23 protein-coding genes are annotated in these 16,283 nt (G+C 42.1%); 3 read left to right on the plus strand and 20 right to left on the minus strand.

Annotation, left to right across the window (positions count from 1 at the left end):
- The first annotated feature begins 312 nt into the window (after nucleotides 1-312).
- From trxA to ffh, 3 genes are read left to right on the plus strand one after another with little or no spacing between them, the layout of a single operon-like run.
- Nucleotides 313-645, plus strand: coding sequence for a thioredoxin (trxA, locus tag HY805_09845; GenBank protein MBI4824512.1), 333 nt, complete (start codon nucleotides 313-315; stop codon nucleotides 643-645).
- Nucleotides 642-1,154, plus strand: a complete 513-nt coding sequence (locus tag HY805_09850) for a TlpA family protein disulfide reductase (GenBank protein ID MBI4824513.1) — start codon at nucleotides 642-644, stop codon at nucleotides 1,152-1,154. The genes trxA and HY805_09850 overlap by 4 nt, the downstream gene beginning before the upstream one ends.
- 1 nt (nucleotide 1,155) lies before the next feature.
- Nucleotides 1,156-2,466, plus strand: coding sequence for a signal recognition particle protein (gene ffh, locus HY805_09855; protein ID MBI4824514.1), 1,311 nt, complete (start codon nucleotides 1,156-1,158; stop codon nucleotides 2,464-2,466).
- Nucleotides 2,467-2,473: 7 nt separating this feature from the next.
- Here ffh and HY805_09860 read toward each other — a convergent pair whose 3' ends face one another.
- The 20 genes from HY805_09860 to HY805_09955 form a co-directional block, all read right to left on the minus strand.
- Nucleotides 2,474-2,827, minus strand: coding sequence for a DUF5615 family PIN-like protein (locus HY805_09860; GenBank protein MBI4824515.1), 354 nt, complete (start codon nucleotides 2,825-2,827; stop codon nucleotides 2,474-2,476).
- Nucleotides 2,824-3,057 (minus strand): DUF433 domain-containing protein, encoded by a 234-nt coding sequence (locus HY805_09865; GenBank protein ID MBI4824516.1) that lies wholly within the window; start codon nucleotides 3,055-3,057, stop codon nucleotides 2,824-2,826. The genes HY805_09860 and HY805_09865 overlap by 4 nt, the downstream gene beginning before the upstream one ends.
- Before the next feature lie 201 nt (nucleotides 3,058-3,258).
- Nucleotides 3,259-3,552: an integration host factor subunit beta gene (locus tag HY805_09870; GenBank protein MBI4824517.1), complete on the minus strand. Its 294-nt coding sequence runs from the start codon at nucleotides 3,550-3,552 to the stop codon at nucleotides 3,259-3,261.
- A 12-nt stretch (nucleotides 3,553-3,564) separates the two neighbouring features.
- The gene (gene sppA / locus HY805_09875) at nucleotides 3,565-4,410 is read right to left on the minus strand and encodes a signal peptide peptidase SppA (GenBank protein ID MBI4824518.1); all 846 of its coding nucleotides are present in this window, start codon (nucleotides 4,408-4,410) and stop codon (nucleotides 3,565-3,567) included.
- Complete coding sequence (locus HY805_09880; GenBank protein MBI4824519.1) at nucleotides 4,407-5,978, minus strand: 30S ribosomal protein S1; 1,572 nt, start codon at nucleotides 5,976-5,978, stop codon at nucleotides 4,407-4,409. The genes sppA and HY805_09880 overlap by 4 nt, the downstream gene beginning before the upstream one ends.
- Nucleotides 5,965-6,831, minus strand: a complete 867-nt coding sequence (ispH, locus tag HY805_09885) for a 4-hydroxy-3-methylbut-2-enyl diphosphate reductase (protein ID MBI4824520.1) — start codon at nucleotides 6,829-6,831, stop codon at nucleotides 5,965-5,967. Before ispH ends, HY805_09880 begins: the two co-directional genes overlap by 14 nt.
- Complete coding sequence (locus HY805_09890) at nucleotides 6,828-7,412, minus strand: 1-acyl-sn-glycerol-3-phosphate acyltransferase (protein ID MBI4824521.1); 585 nt, start codon at nucleotides 7,410-7,412, stop codon at nucleotides 6,828-6,830. Before HY805_09890 ends, ispH begins: the two co-directional genes overlap by 4 nt.
- On the minus strand, nucleotides 7,409-8,065 hold the full coding sequence (locus HY805_09895; protein MBI4824522.1) for a (d)CMP kinase: 657 nt from the start codon (nucleotides 8,063-8,065) through the stop codon (nucleotides 7,409-7,411). Before HY805_09895 ends, HY805_09890 begins: the two co-directional genes overlap by 4 nt.
- Before the next feature lie 118 nt (nucleotides 8,066-8,183).
- Nucleotides 8,184-8,444 (minus strand): hypothetical protein, encoded by a 261-nt coding sequence (locus HY805_09900; GenBank protein MBI4824523.1) that lies wholly within the window; start codon nucleotides 8,442-8,444, stop codon nucleotides 8,184-8,186.
- On the minus strand, nucleotides 8,445-8,645 hold the full coding sequence (locus HY805_09905; protein ID MBI4824524.1) for a hypothetical protein: 201 nt from the start codon (nucleotides 8,643-8,645) through the stop codon (nucleotides 8,445-8,447).
- Between the two features lie 256 nt (nucleotides 8,646-8,901).
- Nucleotides 8,902-9,426 carry a hypothetical protein gene (locus tag HY805_09910; GenBank protein MBI4824525.1) on the minus strand — a complete coding sequence of 175 codons (525 nt, stop codon included), beginning with the start codon at nucleotides 9,424-9,426 and terminating at the stop codon, nucleotides 8,902-8,904.
- 50 nt (nucleotides 9,427-9,476) lie between these two features.
- Nucleotides 9,477-10,760: a 3-phosphoshikimate 1-carboxyvinyltransferase gene (aroA, locus tag HY805_09915; protein ID MBI4824526.1), complete on the minus strand. Its 1,284-nt coding sequence runs from the start codon at nucleotides 10,758-10,760 to the stop codon at nucleotides 9,477-9,479.
- A complete protein-coding gene (locus HY805_09920; GenBank protein ID MBI4824527.1) occupies nucleotides 10,747-11,610 on the minus strand; it encodes a prephenate dehydrogenase in 864 nt (287 codons plus the stop codon). The genes aroA and HY805_09920 overlap by 14 nt, the downstream gene beginning before the upstream one ends.
- Nucleotides 11,594-12,352 carry a site-specific DNA-methyltransferase gene (locus HY805_09925; GenBank protein ID MBI4824528.1) on the minus strand — a complete coding sequence of 253 codons (759 nt, stop codon included), beginning with the start codon at nucleotides 12,350-12,352 and terminating at the stop codon, nucleotides 11,594-11,596. The genes HY805_09920 and HY805_09925 overlap by 17 nt, the downstream gene beginning before the upstream one ends.
- Before the next feature lie 44 nt (nucleotides 12,353-12,396).
- Nucleotides 12,397-13,272 carry a type II restriction endonuclease gene (locus HY805_09930; GenBank protein ID MBI4824529.1) on the minus strand — a complete coding sequence of 292 codons (876 nt, stop codon included), beginning with the start codon at nucleotides 13,270-13,272 and terminating at the stop codon, nucleotides 12,397-12,399.
- A gap of 5 nt (nucleotides 13,273-13,277) precedes the next feature.
- On the minus strand, nucleotides 13,278-14,303 hold the full coding sequence (aroF, locus tag HY805_09935) for a 3-deoxy-7-phosphoheptulonate synthase (GenBank protein MBI4824530.1): 1,026 nt from the start codon (nucleotides 14,301-14,303) through the stop codon (nucleotides 13,278-13,280).
- Complete coding sequence (locus tag HY805_09940; GenBank protein ID MBI4824531.1) at nucleotides 14,294-14,497, minus strand: hypothetical protein; 204 nt, start codon at nucleotides 14,495-14,497, stop codon at nucleotides 14,294-14,296. Before HY805_09940 ends, aroF begins: the two co-directional genes overlap by 10 nt.
- Nucleotides 14,497-15,564 carry a prephenate dehydratase gene (gene pheA, locus HY805_09945; protein ID MBI4824532.1) on the minus strand — a complete coding sequence of 356 codons (1,068 nt, stop codon included), beginning with the start codon at nucleotides 15,562-15,564 and terminating at the stop codon, nucleotides 14,497-14,499. Before pheA ends, HY805_09940 begins: the two co-directional genes overlap by 1 nt.
- Nucleotides 15,565-15,624: 60 nt before the next feature.
- Nucleotides 15,625-15,903 (minus strand): transposase, encoded by a 279-nt coding sequence (locus tag HY805_09950; GenBank protein MBI4824533.1) that lies wholly within the window; start codon nucleotides 15,901-15,903, stop codon nucleotides 15,625-15,627.
- Nucleotides 15,869-16,186, minus strand: coding sequence for a transposase (locus HY805_09955; protein MBI4824534.1), 318 nt, complete (start codon nucleotides 16,184-16,186; stop codon nucleotides 15,869-15,871). Before HY805_09955 ends, HY805_09950 begins: the two co-directional genes overlap by 35 nt.
- Between the last annotated feature and the right edge of the window lie 97 nt (nucleotides 16,187-16,283).

Genomic DNA, 16,283 nt, shown 5'->3' on the forward strand with positions numbered 1-16,283 from the left:
AATAATGGTTGAGGAGATGCCCTTCGACAAGCTCAGGGCGACAGGCTCAGGGCGACGAAAGAGGAGACAGAGGGTGGAGAAGTGCAAATAAAATGCATAAAAGTGAACCAAAACGGAACTAAACGGAACTAAAATGGAAGCGGGAATCGTTAAAAATCAATGGGTTATGAAACACCCCCCCTACCCAGTAAAGTAAACTTAAAGGGAGGCTCGATATGAGGAATAAAAAGGGATGATGGATAATGCAAGCATTTGACAAAACATGGGGGTTAAAAATATAATTTATTATTAAAAATTTTTCGGGAGGATTAAATGGCAGAAGGTATTATGGATGTGACCTCATTGACATGGGATAAAGAGGTATTAGGCGAGGAAGGGCTCGTTATGGTAGATTTCTGGGCAATCTGGTGTGGCCCATGTAGGATAGTTGCTCCTGCGGTGGAGGAGCTTGCAAAAGAATATACAGGTAAAGTAAAGGTCACGAAGCTAAACACAGACGATAACCCGGATGTGGCAAGCAAATATAAAATTATGGGCATACCAACAATCATGTTTTTTAAGGCTGGACAGAGATTAGACCAGATAGTGGGCGCGGTTCCTAAGGGACAGCTTAAAGCAAAAATAGATGCCCTACTCGGTTCATGACCCAAAGGCTATTTTACTCGTTAGCAAATAAATGGGGTTTGTTTTTCTTTTCTTTGCTTTTGCTTTTTTCAGCCTGCGAAAAGAAAAGCCTTGAAAAAGGCGATAAGGCACCTGATTTCTTACTCATGGACATCGATGGCAAACCATATAGTTTAGCAGAGCAAAAAGGAAATGTAGTGGTGTTGGAGTTCTGGGCAACATGGTGTGGCCCATGCAAAGACTCGATTCCAGATCTGGTCTCATTACACGAAAGATACAAGGACAAAGGTGTTGCTATATTTGGACTCTCGGTTGACGAAGATGTCTCTTCGCTAAAGACTTTTGTGGAAGCTTACAGCATTCCCTACAGAATACTTTACGATGACAAAAATATCAGTCGCCTTTATAAGGTGGGGAGCATACCGTCAACCTTTGTGATTGACAAAAAGGGCAGGGTTATGGGTAAGCACTCAGGGTATCTGCCTAATATGTTTGAAATCCTCTCTAAAGAGATAGAGGTAGGGCTATAGCATGTTTGAGGCACTAAGCGAAAAATTAGAGGCAATATTCAAAAAACTCAAGGGCAGGGGGCTTCTCAAAGAGGAAGATGTCGAAACTGCCATGAAAGAGGTAAGGGTTGCGCTTCTTGAGGCAGATGTAAATTACAAGGTAGTAAAGGACTTTACAGCCCGCATAAAGGAAAGGGCAGTTGGGAAAGAGGTCATGGAAAGCCTCACCCCTGGGCAACAGGTCGTAAAGATTGTGCATGACGAACTCTGCCGGCTCTTAGGAGGCTTCACAAGCAAGATTCATCTTTCTCCGAATCCGCCTACAGTGATAATGATGGTCGGACTTCATGGCTCAGGGAAAACGACTACCTCTGCAAAACTTGCCCTTCTTTTCAAAAAAGAAGGCAGAAGGCCCATGCTCGTTGCAGGGGACCTTCAGAGGCCTGCGGCAATAGAGCAATTGATAACATTGGGCTCTGAGATTAATATCCCTGTGTTTTACTCAAAGGACATTAAAGACCCTGCGCTTTTATGCGCTCAGTCCATAAAGAAAGCAACGCTGGATGGAAGGGACATACTCATACTGGACACGGCAGGAAGGCTTCACATAGACAATGCACTGATGCAGGAGCTAAGAGGGGTAAAGGAAAAGACCTCTCCTAAGGAGACCCTGTTTGTGGCTGATGCAATGACAGGACAGGACGCAGTCAACATTGCAAAGGGCTTCAATGAAGGAATTGGCATCGATGGAATAATACTTACGAAGATGGATGGAGATGCACGGGGAGGCGCTGCGCTTTCTATAAAGGCTATCACCGAAAAGCCAATAAAATTCATAGGCGTGGGTGAAAAAATAGATATGATCGAGCCGTTTCATCCCGAAAGGATTGCAGGGACGATACTGGGCATGGGCGATGTCCTGACCCTCATAGAAAAGGCTCAGACCGCATTCGACAGCAAAGAGGCTCAAAGGCTTAAAGACAGGATTCTCAAAGAGACATTTACCTTTAATGACCTCAGGGAACAGCTTAAAAAGCTAAGAGGCATGGGCTCTCTGGAAAGCATACTCGGCATGATACCAGGCATGGGCAAGCTAAAAGGCTTGAAGGTAGATGAAAGAGAGTTTATAAAGACGGAAGCCATCATAAACTCAATGACGCCTGAGGAAAGAACAAACGCAGATATAATAAACGGCTCAAGAAGAAGAAGAATCGCAATGGGCTCTGGTAGTACGGTGACGGATGTAAATAGGGTCCTAAAGCAATACCTCGAGATGAAAAAGATGCTTAAGCTTTTCAAGAAGGGCAAGATGCCTAAGTTTATGCCGTTTTAAATCTTATTTAGCTGCGAATCCTCGTAAATTCCTCATCGGCAACTGTAAGACAACCAGACAGTAAATCAAGAGAGTAATCTTTAAGCACTTTTCTCAAAACCCTTTCGACTGCAAACTTCCCTTTCCCTTTAGGCCTGAGAAGTAAAATGCCGGGATGACTTTTAGGTGGGAATTTTCTTATATCCGAAAAATCCGTGTCTAAGGTGATAAAGAACCGTTTCGCAGCACACACCTTCTCCCATATCGCATTATCACTACTACCTGATAAGCCTTCATCCGTTACCCTATCTACTTCATGACCATATTCTTTAAGTATAGCTACATGCAGTAACCCAAGATTTTCATCCAGCTTGACCTTCATCTAAGTGGTAAGAGTTCTTCCTCTTTTGCAAGTTCAGCCGCATAAACTATTGCTGCCTTGACATCGTCCAGCGTTAAGGGGGGGTACTCGGAGACTATTTCTTCGGGAGTTGCTCCTTCGGCAAGGTTATCAAGGATTACCGTTACCATAATACGAGTGCCTTTTATGCAGGGCTTTCCATGACATACAGCAGGGTCAATCGCTATCCTATTTAATAATTCAGGCTTCATTTATTTCTCCTTTGCACTGATTTTAAACTCAGTCTTTTCTTAACCCTTATCCTCTTTACAATCCTTGTAAATTAATATTAGAGCAACGATAAACAGTATTAAAACTCCCATAGATAAAATTGGATATTCGCTAAGTAACTTCTGAGAAGCTATTCGAGCTGACATTATCTTCAGCATCTCCAGCATCTTAAAATGCCATTTTCACTCGGCTATCTGCCCCGGATTCATTGCCTCCTTAAGTACCTTACCCACTTTAAATCTTATTGCCTTTTTTTGAGGCACCTCGACTGTCTCGCCTGTCTTTGGGTTTCTTGCCTTTCTGGGTTTCATTTCCTTGAGCCTGAAATTTCCAAACCCTCTTATCTCCACCTTCTCACCTCTCTGGAGGGCAGACTTTATGCTTTCAAATACCGTGTCAATAACTATCTCTGTCTGCTTGATGGTCAGCCCACCAGCTTTTTCCGAGACCTTTTCGATAAGCATCGACCTTGTCATATAGAAGACCTCCTAAGGCATAAGCATATATTTTATATTTAGCGAAGGGATCATATCCCTGAGCTCTTCTTTCAGGTTTCCCCTTAACAAAGAAAGGAGACTGAATTTGTCTTTTTTGGTGACTACCTCTGGCTTTCCTTTTATGCCTGCAAGTGTTGCGGCAAGATTTATTGCATCCTCAAGATTGCCAAGCTCATCCACTAATCCAAGCTCCCTTGCCTGCCTTCCTGTGAAGACCCTTCCATCAGCCATATCCCTGACCTTTTCTATAGGTATCTTTCTTCCCTCCGAAACTGCCTTTATGAACTGCTCATGAACATCATCGAGAACTCCCTGAAGTATTTTTCTTTGGTTATCTCTCAGTTTTCTGAATGCAGAAGCCATATCTTTGTATTTTCCACTCTTTACGACCTCTGTCTTTACGCCAATCTTATTCATAAGCCCCTCGATATTTGGTATCTCCATGATAACTCCTATGGAGCCTGTAAGAGTGCCTGGGTTGGCAACTACCTTTGTAGCAGGAGCAGATACATAATATCCTCCTGATGCCGCAACAGAACCCATGGAGACAACGACCTTTTTCTTTAATACGGCTTTTTTAACCTCCTCATAGATTTCCTGAGCCGGAGCCACCGCACCGCCAGGGCTATCTACCCTGATCACTATTGCCTTTATCGAGGGCTCTTCCACATATTTATTCAGTTCCTCTATAGCGTCCTTTGAGTCAAACATTGGCCCTTCGATGCGCACAACTGCCACCTTGTCCCTAAGAGGAGACTTACTGCTTAGGGTTATCAGAAGGCTTATTATAATGGCGAACAAAAACAATCCTAACAAAATAAGGCACAGCTTTCTCATGTCCGAACCCCTTTTACATTTTTCATGCTTAAGCCAATCTTTCTGTTTTCTATGTCCACTTTTATTATCCGAGCCCAGACCTCGGTGCTTTCCTTAAGAGGCTCATCTGTGTTTACAACTTCGGATGAGTATATAAGCCCCTCGACTTCGCTGTTAAGCTCAACGAATATGCCAAAATCCGTTGTTATCAGTACCTTGCATGGCAGTTCATCGCCGAGCTTGAACCTATTGGGTATGTCCTCAAGCCACGGGTCAGGCTTAAGTTGTTTTAATCCAATGGCTATTCTCTCTTTTTCCGGCTCTACATTCAGGATGACTGCCTCCACCTTCTGACCTTTTCTGAGCACCTCAGAGGGATGCTTTATGTGTTTTGTCCATGAGATGTCTGAGATATGGATGAGTCCGTCAATGCCCTCTGGGAAACCGACAAAGGCACCAAAATCCGTAATCCCCTTTATCCTGCCTGTTATCTTTTGTCCAACCTTATACCTTTCGCCAACAAGCTCCCATGGACTTGGCTTTAGCCTCCTTAAGCTCAAGGAAAGCCTTCTTTCGACACTATCGACCTTGAGCACTACTGCCTCGACTGTCTCGCCAACCGTCAGATACTTGGATGGATGTTTGGGCCTCGATGACCAGTCTATCTCAGAGACATGGGCAAGTCCCTCGAGCCCTTCTTCAATCCCGATAAATGCACCGTAATCGGTTATGCTTACGACATTTCCCTTTACCCTTGTGCCCAGCTGATATTTCTCTTCCACAGTGCTCCACGGGTCAGGCTTTTTCTGCTTATAGCCCAGCGTAACCTTCTCGTTTTCCTTGTCGTATTTAAGCACAATGACCTCTATCTCATCGCCTATCGCAAAGAACTCGGAGGGATGTGTTATCCTTCCCCACGAAATATCCGATATATGAAGAAGCCCGTCTATGCCTCCGAGGTCAACGAACACGCCATAATCCGTAATATTCTTGACAACCCCTTTTATAATGGCGCTGTCTTTTAAGGTCTTCAGGGTCTTTGATTTTCTCTGAAGCCTCTCTTCCTCTATATAAACCCTTCTGGATACAATGACATTGGAACGCCTGCTGTCAATCTTCAAAATCCTAAAGAGCATCTTTTCTCCGATAAGCGTAGCAGTCTCTTTAATCAGCCTCGTATCGACATGGGAAGCCGGCAGGAATGCCTTTACACCCGATATATCGACGAATAATCCACCCTTTGTCTTTGAAAGTATAGTGCCCTCAACCGGAAGTGCCTCTCTCAGAGAGGTCTCTATGAGGTGCCACGCCTTTATCTTAGATGCCCTTTCCTTGGAAAGGGCAAGGGTTCCTTCGGAATCCCTTATGTCTTTCACATAGACATCGACATCTGTGCCAATCCCCATGACAGAGAGCTCATCCGATGAGAATTCCACCTTTGGGATAATCCCTTCTGATTTATAGCCTATATCAACTATAACGCTGTCTCCTTTTATGGCTATTATCTTACCCTTTAGTATAGAGCCTACATGGATGCTGTGAACGGTTTCAGCATAGAGCCTCTCGAGCTCATTATCACGGATTTCCATAACAAAGGCTTCCTCCTATATCTTTAACTCTTTTTTTGACATCATTTATAATCCAATCCGGAGTAGATGCACCTGCGGTTATACCAACTGTCTTTGCACCCTTGAACCAGTTTTTCTTTAGCTCATCCGATGTCTCGATATGATATGTAGGCACTGACAAAGACCTCGATAGGTTGGCAAGCTGTGTAGTGTTTGCACTGTTTTTCCCGCCAACAACTACCATGGCATCAACCCTGTCTGCCATTTCCTCTGTCTCCTTCAGCCTGAGTCGGGTAGAATTGCATATTGTATTATATACTTTTATCTCCTTTGTTTTCTCTATTGCCCTTGAAAGGAGTTTTTTTAGGCTATCGATGGGCTGTGTGGTCTGCACCACAATACCGACCCTTTCCCTTAAAGTCCGCAAGGGTGACTCCACAGACACTACGGCAGAACCTTTGCCTGCATAACTTATAATGCCCTTGACCTCAGGATGGTGCTTGTCGCCCAATATAATGACCTGATAGCCCTCCTCCTTTAGAAGTTTAGCATATTGTTGGGCTTTTTTTACAAACGGGCAGGTTGCATCTACTATCTCATAGCCTTTCTTCTGGGAAAGCAACTGCATCTTTTGAAAGGGGATTCCATGGGTTCTAATTATAATAGCCTGAATATTCCTTTTTCCGAGGTCTTTCAAATTGCTCACTGGCATTACACCAACTTCCTTGAGCTTTTCTATGACCTGCGGATTATGTATAAGCGGGCCAAATGTAAATACGCCTCCTTTTTTCCTCTTTGCCACATCAAAGGCTATATCTATTGCCCTTCTTACGCCAAAACAAAACCCTGCCCTTTTTGCCACAATTACCTTCATGGCTTCAATCCTTTCATTTCCTTAACAATCCTGCTCGATATGTCTTCATCCGAGTATTCGGCTATGCTTATCGGCTCTCCAAATTTAACCCGAATCTTAGAGGGCTTTGGAATCCTTGCACCAATGGGAAGGGCTTTATCTGTGCCCTCTATGAAGGCAGGGACAACATCAGCTCCGCTTAATCGGGCTATAACACTTACGCCTCTTTTCATATCTACGAGGTCTCCGCTCATGCTTCTACTGCCTTGAGGAAACATCACAATCAGCTCACCCCTCTTTAGCCTCTTTACAGCCTCCTTGATTGTAGAGGGCAAAGGCTTTGTTCTGCTTACAGGAAAAGAAAAGGCTGAGACGAATGACCCAAGCAGAGGAACCTTAAAAAGCCCTTTTCTTGCCATGAATGTGGCACGCCTCCTAAGTGATGCACCAATCAGAAGCGGGTCGAGATAACTTGCATGGTTTGACATAACAATCACTCCACCCTCTGTGGGCACTTTTTCTTCATTAAATACCTGAAGCCTGTTAAATAGCTTAAAGAAGACATAAAATACAAACCTGAAAACCCAGTAACAGGAACTCATTCCTTAGCCTTTAGGTCCTCAAGGATTTTTTTTATAACCTCTTCGAGGGGGAGTGTAGATGTGTCTATGTAAACTGCGTCCTCGGACCTTCTAAGCGGTGCTATGTCCCTCGAGGAATCCCTTTTGTCCCTTTCAAGAACATCCTCGAGTGCAATCTCCATCGTAACAGGGATGCCATTTTCCTGAAGCTGTAAGCATCTCCTTTTAGCCCGCTCAGCAGAGCTTGCATCTATATAAAACTTCCTCCATGCATCAGGGAATACCACTGTAGTCATATCCCTTCCCTCTGCTACAAGGTCTGAGTTTTGAGCCTCAGCCCTCTGAATAGGCAAAAGAAAATCCCTCACAGGCTTTCTTTGAGAGAAAAGAGATGAGTAATGACCTGCATCGGGTGTTCTTATCTCTTGAGAGACATCCTCTCCGTTAAGTAAGACCTTTCCATCTGAAAATGAAACCAATATGCCTCTTAGGGTCTCGATTATTTTCTCATCCTTATCATCAGGGCTTACACCCATTTTCCTCAGCCCCAAGGCAACTGCCCTGTAAAGGGCACCTGTGTCAAGGTATCTAAAACCAAGCATCTGAGAGATAAGCTTTGCAACCGTGCTTTTCCCAGCACCTGAAGGCCCATCTATGGCAATGACCTTACCCATAGTAGATGTTTAATTATACCCTATCCTTGGCAAATCGTTTTTGCTACTGAAACATCGTATCCGCATAGCTCGGTTGTAGCTATAGTTTTTGCTGTTAAGGCTCGTATGAGATGGGTTGTTAGCCTTTCTCTTTAATCATCCTTTCATAATCATTATGAGTGCCAATCCAGACCCAAATAAAGTCGCTACCATCTTCAATAGCAAGGGCTCTATAATTCATTCCAGCGCGGATAGACCAGAATGTGCCAACCTTTTTGAAATGTAAAGATGAGTGCGTTGGATTAGTTTTCAGCAGTTCAAAATTCTTCTTTGCTATCTTTTGAATAGGCTTAGGCAGGCTTTCAAAACATCTCCAGAAGCGCTCTGTTGTCCGATGCACTTAAAGTTCCCGCAGTTTACCCTTTGACTTTGCCTCAATCGCTTCCTTAAACAGAAAATTCAATTTTTTGGACTCAGAGTCCGCCACTATCTGTCTGTCCCATTTCTGCCAGTCTTTCTCTGAAAACCACTGTCTCAGCTGGATATATTCTTTTTCTGGCAGGGCGTTGATGGCTTCTTTTATCTCATCTACTTTTGGCATTGCTGGCTCCCTTCAGTTCAGCGTTCATATTTTTAGTATACCATATTTGGGGCTGATGGTCTTGGCAGAAATGAAGCCCAGAGGGTTTGGATGATAGGTTTTTGCAGTGTGTTATTTCCATTGCAGGCAATTTTTCTTTAAAAATGAATTTTGAAGGTTTGAGCCTTATTTCTCCTCATGCTCGTGTTAATCACCTATTGCAGACATCTTTAAATAAAACCTTTAACTTTTAATATTTACATTTTACTAATTGCCTTCAATCCACCCAATGTTTCTGTTTAAGAAATTGTTGAAATTTTTGTTTTGCAGTGTCTCTTCGCTGTTTTGCCTTATCAATCTCTGTTGTAGGTATGGTATATCCAGCTTTTCCCTTAATAGTAAGGAGTTCATATTCCAATCCCGAAATCTTGACCTGTTGTTTTAAATACATGCCTTCAAGACGCATTTGAAAATTTGCCATTCCTATATGGGTAAATTCCCATAAATATGGAAGTTTCTCAAATTCTGATTTTGTAAGAGAAATCGGTATATCATTTTTACCGAAATGGTGTCTCCACTTAAAATATATCTCCTCATATGGTTCTAATAATGGAAGGAAAGTTTTATCAATCCATGAGAGAGTTTTCTCAAAAAGTTCTGGCTCAAAATCTTCTTCTTTTAATCTGAGTTCATTAGGAACATCCTTATCAGAAGTGTCTAATGAATAACTGTAAAAACTTGTTACAAAAATGGCAAAAACTATTAGCATTACCTTAAAAACTGTTTGTTTGTTACTCTTCATAAATCTAAGCTCCTTTCTGTTTTACTATTATATAATCTCAGAAAAAACCCTTACCCACTTAGCCTCTTCAGTGTCTCAAAAAACCCCGGATAAGATATATCCACTGCCTCTGCGTGATTTATGATTGTCTTTCCCTCTGCAACTAATCCTGCTATCGAGAAAGCCATTGCAATCCTGTGGTCTTTAAAGGACTCAATGACAGCTCCCTTAAGGGATGGGCTTCCTTTTATGCTCAAGCCATCTTTATATTCTTTTATTTCCACACCCATCTTTCTTAATCCGCTTGCCATTGCCTTTATTCTGTCAGATTCCTTCACCCTTAATTCCTCTGCACCACTTATCGTAGTTATACCTTCTGCAACTGCTCCTAAGATGCATAGGATTGGAAACTCATCTATTAGTGAGGGGATAAGGTCTTTGCCTATCTCGATGCCTTTAAGCTCCGAGGTTTTGCAATATATATCTCCCACAGGTTCTCCGGCTGTTTCCCTTAGGTTTTCAATCTTCACCTCTGCGCCCATGTTTTTAATGGCATCTAAGAATCCTGTTCTCGTTGGATTTAATCCGACATTTTTTATGAGAACCTCCGAGCCTTTAACGATGAGTGCAGATGCAATAAAAAATGCCGCAGATGAAAAATCCCCAGGCACTGTGCAGGTGATACCCTTAAGCTCAGATCCTCCTTTGACTTTGATATTAAGTCCATTCACATCTATATAAGCACCATAATGAGTCAGCATCCTTTCTGTGTGGTCTCTTGATTTAAGTGGCTCTTTGACCTCTGTAAAGCCTTCTGCATAAAGCCCAGCAAGAAGGATTGCTGATTTTACCTGTGCCGATGCCACAGGCATCTTATATCTTATTGCATTAAGCTTGCCACCTTTTATTGCCAGTGGAGGGTATTTGTTTTCAGCCCTTCCAGTAATCTCTGCACCCATAAGGCTTAATGGCTTTATGATACGTGCCATGGGTCTCTGATTTAAAGATTCATCTCCTGTAAGAATTGTAAAGAATGGATTCCCTGAAAGCACACCTGTTAGAAGCCTCATCGTAGTGCCTGAGTTTCCGCAGTCTATCGGCTTAAAAGGCTCTTTTAGTCCATAGAGTCCCTTACCCTCTATGATTATTTCCTTCCCATCTTTTATGCTGACACTTAGAGCCCTCATGGCATTAAGTGTGCTCAAGGTGTCGCCTGCACGGAGGAAATTTCTTATTACACTTTTACCCCTTGCGATGGACGAAAGAAAAATTACCCTGTGGGATATGGATTTGTCAGGCGGAGGTGTAAGCTCACCCTTGAGGCGTTTTGCTTTTTTAATCTCAACCTTTTTCATTCTTTAGTATTTCCCTCAGCTTCTGTGCCTTAAGAAGCTTTTTCATGAGAGAATCCCTGTCGCCTTTTTTAAGACACGAAGAAAGCCTGTTAATGCTATTTTTAAAGGCATCGGTAAATTTAAGGACATTTCCTCTATTAAGCATGAGTATGTCAGCCCATAGTTCAGGTGGACTGCCTGCTATTCTGGTTGTGTCCTTAAAACCCTGCCCTGAGAATTTGAGTGAGGATTTATCTATATCAGCCACTGTATTTACTAAGGCATATGCTATCAGATGTGGCATATGGCTTATAAGGGCATAAACCCTGTCATGCTCAGAAGGACCCATTATTATCAGTCTTGAGCCGATAGACCTCCACAGGGCTTTAATTTTTTTAAGTGTATAGTTGTTAGTTTTATTTGTCTTTGTGATGATTAAGGGTGCATTTTTAAAGAGGTCTCCTCTTGCCATGTCAATGCCTGAGCGGTCACTTCCTGCTATTGGATGACATCCTACGAATGAGACACCCTCTGGCATAAGGGCTTCCAGTTTAGAAATAAAACCTTTTACACTTCCTACATCTATGACTATAGAGCCTTTCTTAAGAGCAGGCTTTATCTTTTTAATGAGGGTTATGAATAAAGAAGGCGGTGTGGCAAGGACAACTAAATCAGCATCCTTACATGCCTCTTCTGGGTCAAGCGAATATGAATCAATAATTCCTCTTTGTTTTGCCCTGATAAGATTTGCCTTTTTTCTTCCATAGCCAGCTACATGCCTGCATAAGCCATGTTTTTTCATTGCCATGGCAAATGATGCACCAATCAAGCCAACGCCGAGTATGGTTATTTTATTAAAATAGGGTTTCATTTAAATAATATTCTTTGCTTTCTTGTTCAATCTTTATATCTCTTTTACTCTCAATAATTTTACCTTCTAATCTTTTCAATATAAGATTATAGTATTCTTTTGATATTTCCATTGTAATAAAATGTCTTTTTAGTTTTTTAACAACTGCTACGGTTGTTCCTGTTCCTCCAAAGGGATCTAAGACTATGTCTCCTTCGTTAGAGCTGACGCTTATTACTCTCTCTAATAAAGATTCTGGCATTTGACAAGGATGCTTTCCTAATCGCTCTTTGAATGTTCCGCAAACTCGTGAGAACTGCCAAACATCATCAGGATTTTTCCCTATGGGATTTGCTCGTTTATCTTTATAAATGAGTTGCCTTGCAGAAGGAACTCGTATATTCTTATCGTTAAATGTAAAATGTTCTTTATCTTTGGTAAAATATAAAATATGAGTATGGGCACGATTAAACTTTTTTTTCTGATTTTGTCCGAAGGTGTAATACCATATAATCCAATTTCTAAAATAAAAACCTGTCCGTTTTAATATTATGTTTATTTCTGCTGCAAATTCATCTCCAATCGCAACATATATTGTTCCATTATTCTTTAGTAGCCTATAAGATTCTTTTATCCATTTTTCTGACCAATTATAATATTTTTCATAAGGCATTTTATCATTATGAACATCATATTTTATACCTATATTGAAGGGGGGGTCTGCAAAGACTAAATCCACCGAATTTGGGTGTATATCCTTCATTATTTTGATACAATCACCCAAATAAACTTTATTGACTTCCATAATTATTCCAAATCAAATAAATCACATGGTTTTATTTTAAATTGTAATTTTGTTGGGTCAGGTGTGCCACCCTTTCTCATTATAGTAATCTTCCCTAAGTACAGGCTTCCCTTTGGTGATATTCTAACATCTCCATATCCAAAAAAATTCTTTGGTGATATTCTAACATCTCCATATCCAAAAAAATTCATAGCTGTATTTATATCTTTAAGTGTCCATCTTGTAGTGCCATCTGCCTTGTTATATCTTGTGACCAGCATCCAATTGACTGATAACCCACCCCGCCCTTTAAGAATATCACTAACTACAAGGATTTTATTTTCTGTAAAGAAGTTAATAATTTTGTTCCTTAGATATTCAGGAAGCTCATCGAGAAACAATCTACGCCTATCCCTTAGTTGTCTGTCCCCTCTAATATCTGGATAATCCTTTGGGGTAAGTTCTCCTGTAAAAAGCCTTAATCGAAAAGCTATCTCGTTATCAAATCCCCATATCTCCTGATATGAACTTACCCATCTTTTATCTACCTGATTAAAATTCGCATCTGAATTTGCTTTCTTAAGGGATAGATTTTCTACCTTAATTATTTTGCCAATGGTAATTATGATTCTTATTTGAACATCCGCCGCCTTTTTAAACCGCAACAGACTTTCAAAATCGGTATCCTGTAGCTTCAATCGCTCTATGTCGGTTTTTTTAAATCTTGTTGGGATATGAATCGCTTTTACAGAATTAATCTGCTTAAGGTTATATCCCATAATTTTAAGCCACTGTTGTGCCTCGTTGTCATTTTTCCAATTGTTAAATTTTTCACAAATAGCCTGCTCATTCGCAAAACCACCTTTTGCAGTCTGTGAACCAAGCTCAAAAGTTGTCATGCCACCTATATCTCCCTTCCCACTGCCTTTGCAATAGGTTTAAGCTCTGCCATGAGCTTCTTGAACACATCGGGCTTAAGGGACTGCTCTCCATCCGAAAGTGCCTCCTCGGGGTTTGTGTGGACCTCGATAAGAAGTCCGTCTGCACCTGCGGCAATAGATGCCTTTGACATTGGCATGACTAAGTCCCATTTTCCAACTCCGTGGCTTGGGTCAACAATAACCGGAAGGTGTGTGATCTGTTTAAGAACAGGGATAGCACTTATATCGAGCGTGTTTCTCGTTGCAGTCTCAAATGTTCTTATGCCTCTTTCGCAGAGAATGACATTATGATTTCCTCCTGACATTATGTATTCTGCGGACATAAGCCACTCTTTAATGGTTGCAGAAAGACCCCTTTTCAGAAGCACAGGTTTTCTGCTTAAGCCCACCTCGAGGAGCAATCTGAAGTTCTGCATATTCCTTGTCCCTATCTGTATGACATCGGCATACCTTTCGATGACATCCATGTCTCTTGGGTCCATAATCTCCGTGACAACAGGCAGTCCTGTTTTTTTACTTGCCTCCTTGAGGTATCTAAGACCTTCCACTCCAAGACCCTGAAAGGAATAAGGCGAAGTCCTCGGCTTATAAGCACCTCCCCTTATAAAATTTGCACCTGCCTGCTTAACCTTAACTGCAATGTCCAGCATCCTTGTCCTGCTTTCCACTGCACATGGGCCTGCTATAACGCAAAGTCTCTTTCCTCCAATAACCTTATCCTTAACCTTTATAGTCGTGGGAGTCTTTTTAAAATCCCTGCTTGCAAGCTTATATGGCTTGAGGATTCTCATTACCTCCTCGACTCCATCCATAACCCTTATTGCATCCTCTTCCTCCTCTGTAACCTTTGCAGTGTCTCCTATGACTCCTATGATTACCCTTTCAGTGCCCTTTGAGATATTTGCCTTAAGCCCCCTCGATGCGAGCCTTTTTACGATGTGTTTGATATTTGCATCAGTGGCATCGGGCTTTAAAACTATTATGTCCATACATTCCTCCGCATAATTTTTTTAAGTGCTAAGATTAGTTTTTTATTTTCCTTTGGAAGCCCTATAGTAACCCTTATGGCATCTCTACCCATAGGTCTTACTATAACTCCTTCTTTTAAAAGCGACTGATAAATCGCCTCCGAATTCCCTTCAACGATAACATAGATAAAATTTGCTTCAGGCGCCTTTATCATCAATCTTCGCAGGGATAAGAGCCAAGAACCTTGAGGAAAAGACATTCCTTTTTCATCTCCCCGATTGCCTTTTTGAGCTTTTTATCCTCGATATGCCCTTCCATATCCACAAAGAATATGTATTCCCATGCCTTTCTCTTTGAGGGTCGGGATTCTATCTTTGTGAGGTTTATCTTAGCCCTTTTAAAAGGCGTAAGTATGTCATAAAGAGCACCGGGCCTGTCCTTAACGGAAAACATGATGGATGTCTTGTCCCTATTAGTTTTAGGCGAGGAGTCCTTTGATATGACTAAAAACCGTGTAAAATTATGTCTGCTGTCTTCTATGTGCCTCTCTATAAACCTGAGTCCATAAATGCTTGCGGCAAGTGAGCTTGCTATTGCGGCAGAGTCCTTTTTACTGGATACAATCTCAGCGGCTTTTGCAGTGCTCGTTGCCTCTAAAACCGATATATTGGGCATATGGGATTCAAGCCATCTTCTACACTGGGCAGTTGCCTGTGGATGGGAATAGATTGTTTTCACCGTAGACTTCTTGCCACTTAAGGAAAGCAGGTTGTGAGAGACCTCAAGCATGACCTCTGCTGAAACCTTGAGGTCGTAGTCCATGAACATATCGAGCGTGTAGCTCACAACGCCTTCGTTTGAGTTCTCTATTGGGACGACCCCGAACTGAGCCTCTCCTCTGTCAACCGTCTCAAAGACCTCTTTTATGCTCTCAAGCGGCATAAAATGGCTGGATGAGCCAAAATGTCTGAGACCTGCAAGATGGGTGAATGTTGCAAGTGGACCAAGACATGCCACTTTCAACGGCTCCTCTAAAGACAGGGATGCCGAAAGTATCTCCCTGTAGATGCTTTTAAGTGCCTCGGCTGAAATGGGTCCTTTGTTAAGTGTAGTCAACTTCTCTATAACCTCTTTTTCCCGCTTAGGCGAATAGAACCTGACCTTCTCTTTTCTCTTAATGCCGGCAATCTCAAGGACAACCTCAGAGCGTCTGTTTAAGGCATCGAGAATCTCTTTATCTATCTCATCGATCCTTTTTCTTAAAGTTTTTATCTCTTCCATTTCTAATAAGAATAAGGGTTTTCCTTTATTTTTTCAAGCCAGTGTATGGGGGAGGTAGTGTCAATCATTTTGTGTAAATTCCTTTAAGGGGTGTTTTCCCCATTGCTCGTTCAATCGGCTCAGCACCGCATAAACAATCCTCTCAATGCTTTGAACATTATTAAAGCAACTCATAGGCCTTGTCCTACGCCTCACCTCCCTGAATGCCCTCTCGATAACATTGGTCGTCCTTAGCTTGACCCATATCCCCTTGGGACAGGAGTAGAAGTTCAGAAGCTCCTCCATGTCCTTCTCTATGCATCTATCAAGGTCTCTCAACAAGGTCAATGGCACTCTCATACCCCCCGCCCCTTATCCTCGGCATCCTTATCTCCAGACGCCCATCTTTCAATGTTATCCAGCGTAGCCAATAGCCGTTCCTGTAGTCCTTGCGCAAGGATGCCCGCTCATAGGATTTGCAGTTCACATAGATCTCTTGTTCAGCCTCAAGTGCCCCCTCTATAAGCCCCTTCCTAAACACCTTAACCGCTCCCTCGTGCTCTTCCCAATACTCCCTGAAACTCCTCTTGCACTCCCTCCATAAATCTGTTACCGTTAACTTAGTAAGTTCCTTTACCGACATGGGTGTATCCTCCTTCCCTTTAAGGGTTAATGATTTGGACAATGGAGAATACACCCTGTCTCTTTTTTACTTCAAGAATTTACACAGAAGATTTTAC

The organism is Nitrospirota bacterium, assembly GCA_016207905.1.
GTDB lineage: Bacteria > Nitrospirota > Thermodesulfovibrionia > Thermodesulfovibrionales > JdFR-86 > JACQZC01.

What these genes read in the sequence shown, in the direction of transcription:
- HY805_09910 (MBI4824525.1), bottom strand. Translation starts at nt 9,426, where the DNA reads ATGAAGAGTAACAAACAAACAGTTTTTAAGGTAATGCTAATAGTTTTT.
- HY805_09940 (MBI4824531.1), bottom strand. Translation starts at nt 14,497, where the DNA reads ATGATAAAGGCGCCTGAAGCAAATTTTATCTATGTTATCGTTGAAGGG.
- HY805_09950 (MBI4824533.1), bottom strand. Translation starts at nt 15,903, where the DNA reads ATGAGAGTGCCATTGACCTTGTTGAGAGACCTTGATAGATGCATAGAG.
- HY805_09925 (MBI4824528.1), bottom strand. Translation starts at nt 12,352, where the DNA reads ATGAAGGATATACACCCAAATTCGGTGGATTTAGTCTTTGCAGACCCC.
- HY805_09890 (MBI4824521.1), bottom strand. Translation starts at nt 7,412, where the DNA reads ATGAGTTCCTGTTACTGGGTTTTCAGGTTTGTATTTTATGTCTTCTTT.
- HY805_09860 (MBI4824515.1), bottom strand. Translation starts at nt 2,827, where the DNA reads ATGAAGGTCAAGCTGGATGAAAATCTTGGGTTACTGCATGTAGCTATA.
- HY805_09870 (MBI4824517.1), bottom strand. Translation starts at nt 3,552, where the DNA reads ATGACAAGGTCGATGCTTATCGAAAAGGTCTCGGAAAAAGCTGGTGGG.
- HY805_09905 (MBI4824524.1), bottom strand. Translation starts at nt 8,645, where the DNA reads ATGCCAAAAGTAGATGAGATAAAAGAAGCCATCAACGCCCTGCCAGAA.
- HY805_09865 (MBI4824516.1), bottom strand. Translation starts at nt 3,057, where the DNA reads ATGAAGCCTGAATTATTAAATAGGATAGCGATTGACCCTGCTGTATGT.
- pheA (MBI4824532.1), bottom strand. Translation starts at nt 15,564, where the DNA reads ATGGAAGAGATAAAAACTTTAAGAAAAAGGATCGATGAGATAGATAAA.
- trxA (MBI4824512.1), top strand. Translation starts at nt 313, where the DNA reads ATGGCAGAAGGTATTATGGATGTGACCTCATTGACATGGGATAAAGAG.
- aroA (MBI4824526.1), bottom strand. Translation starts at nt 10,760, where the DNA reads ATGAAAAAGGTTGAGATTAAAAAAGCAAAACGCCTCAAGGGTGAGCTT.
- HY805_09930 (MBI4824529.1), bottom strand. Translation starts at nt 13,272, where the DNA reads ATGACAACTTTTGAGCTTGGTTCACAGACTGCAAAAGGTGGTTTTGCG.
- HY805_09850 (MBI4824513.1), top strand. Translation starts at nt 642, where the DNA reads ATGACCCAAAGGCTATTTTACTCGTTAGCAAATAAATGGGGTTTGTTT.
- HY805_09920 (MBI4824527.1), bottom strand. Translation starts at nt 11,610, where the DNA reads ATGAAACCCTATTTTAATAAAATAACCATACTCGGCGTTGGCTTGATT.
- HY805_09895 (MBI4824522.1), bottom strand. Translation starts at nt 8,065, where the DNA reads ATGGGTAAGGTCATTGCCATAGATGGGCCTTCAGGTGCTGGGAAAAGC.
- ffh (MBI4824514.1), top strand. Translation starts at nt 1,156, where the DNA reads ATGTTTGAGGCACTAAGCGAAAAATTAGAGGCAATATTCAAAAAACTC.
- ispH (MBI4824520.1), bottom strand. Translation starts at nt 6,831, where the DNA reads ATGAAGGTAATTGTGGCAAAAAGGGCAGGGTTTTGTTTTGGCGTAAGA.
- HY805_09880 (MBI4824519.1), bottom strand. Translation starts at nt 5,978, where the DNA reads ATGGAAATCCGTGATAATGAGCTCGAGAGGCTCTATGCTGAAACCGTT.
- HY805_09955 (MBI4824534.1), bottom strand. Translation starts at nt 16,186, where the DNA reads ATGTCGGTAAAGGAACTTACTAAGTTAACGGTAACAGATTTATGGAGG.
- sppA (MBI4824518.1), bottom strand. Translation starts at nt 4,410, where the DNA reads ATGAGAAAGCTGTGCCTTATTTTGTTAGGATTGTTTTTGTTCGCCATT.
- aroF (MBI4824530.1), bottom strand. Translation starts at nt 14,303, where the DNA reads ATGGACATAATAGTTTTAAAGCCCGATGCCACTGATGCAAATATCAAA.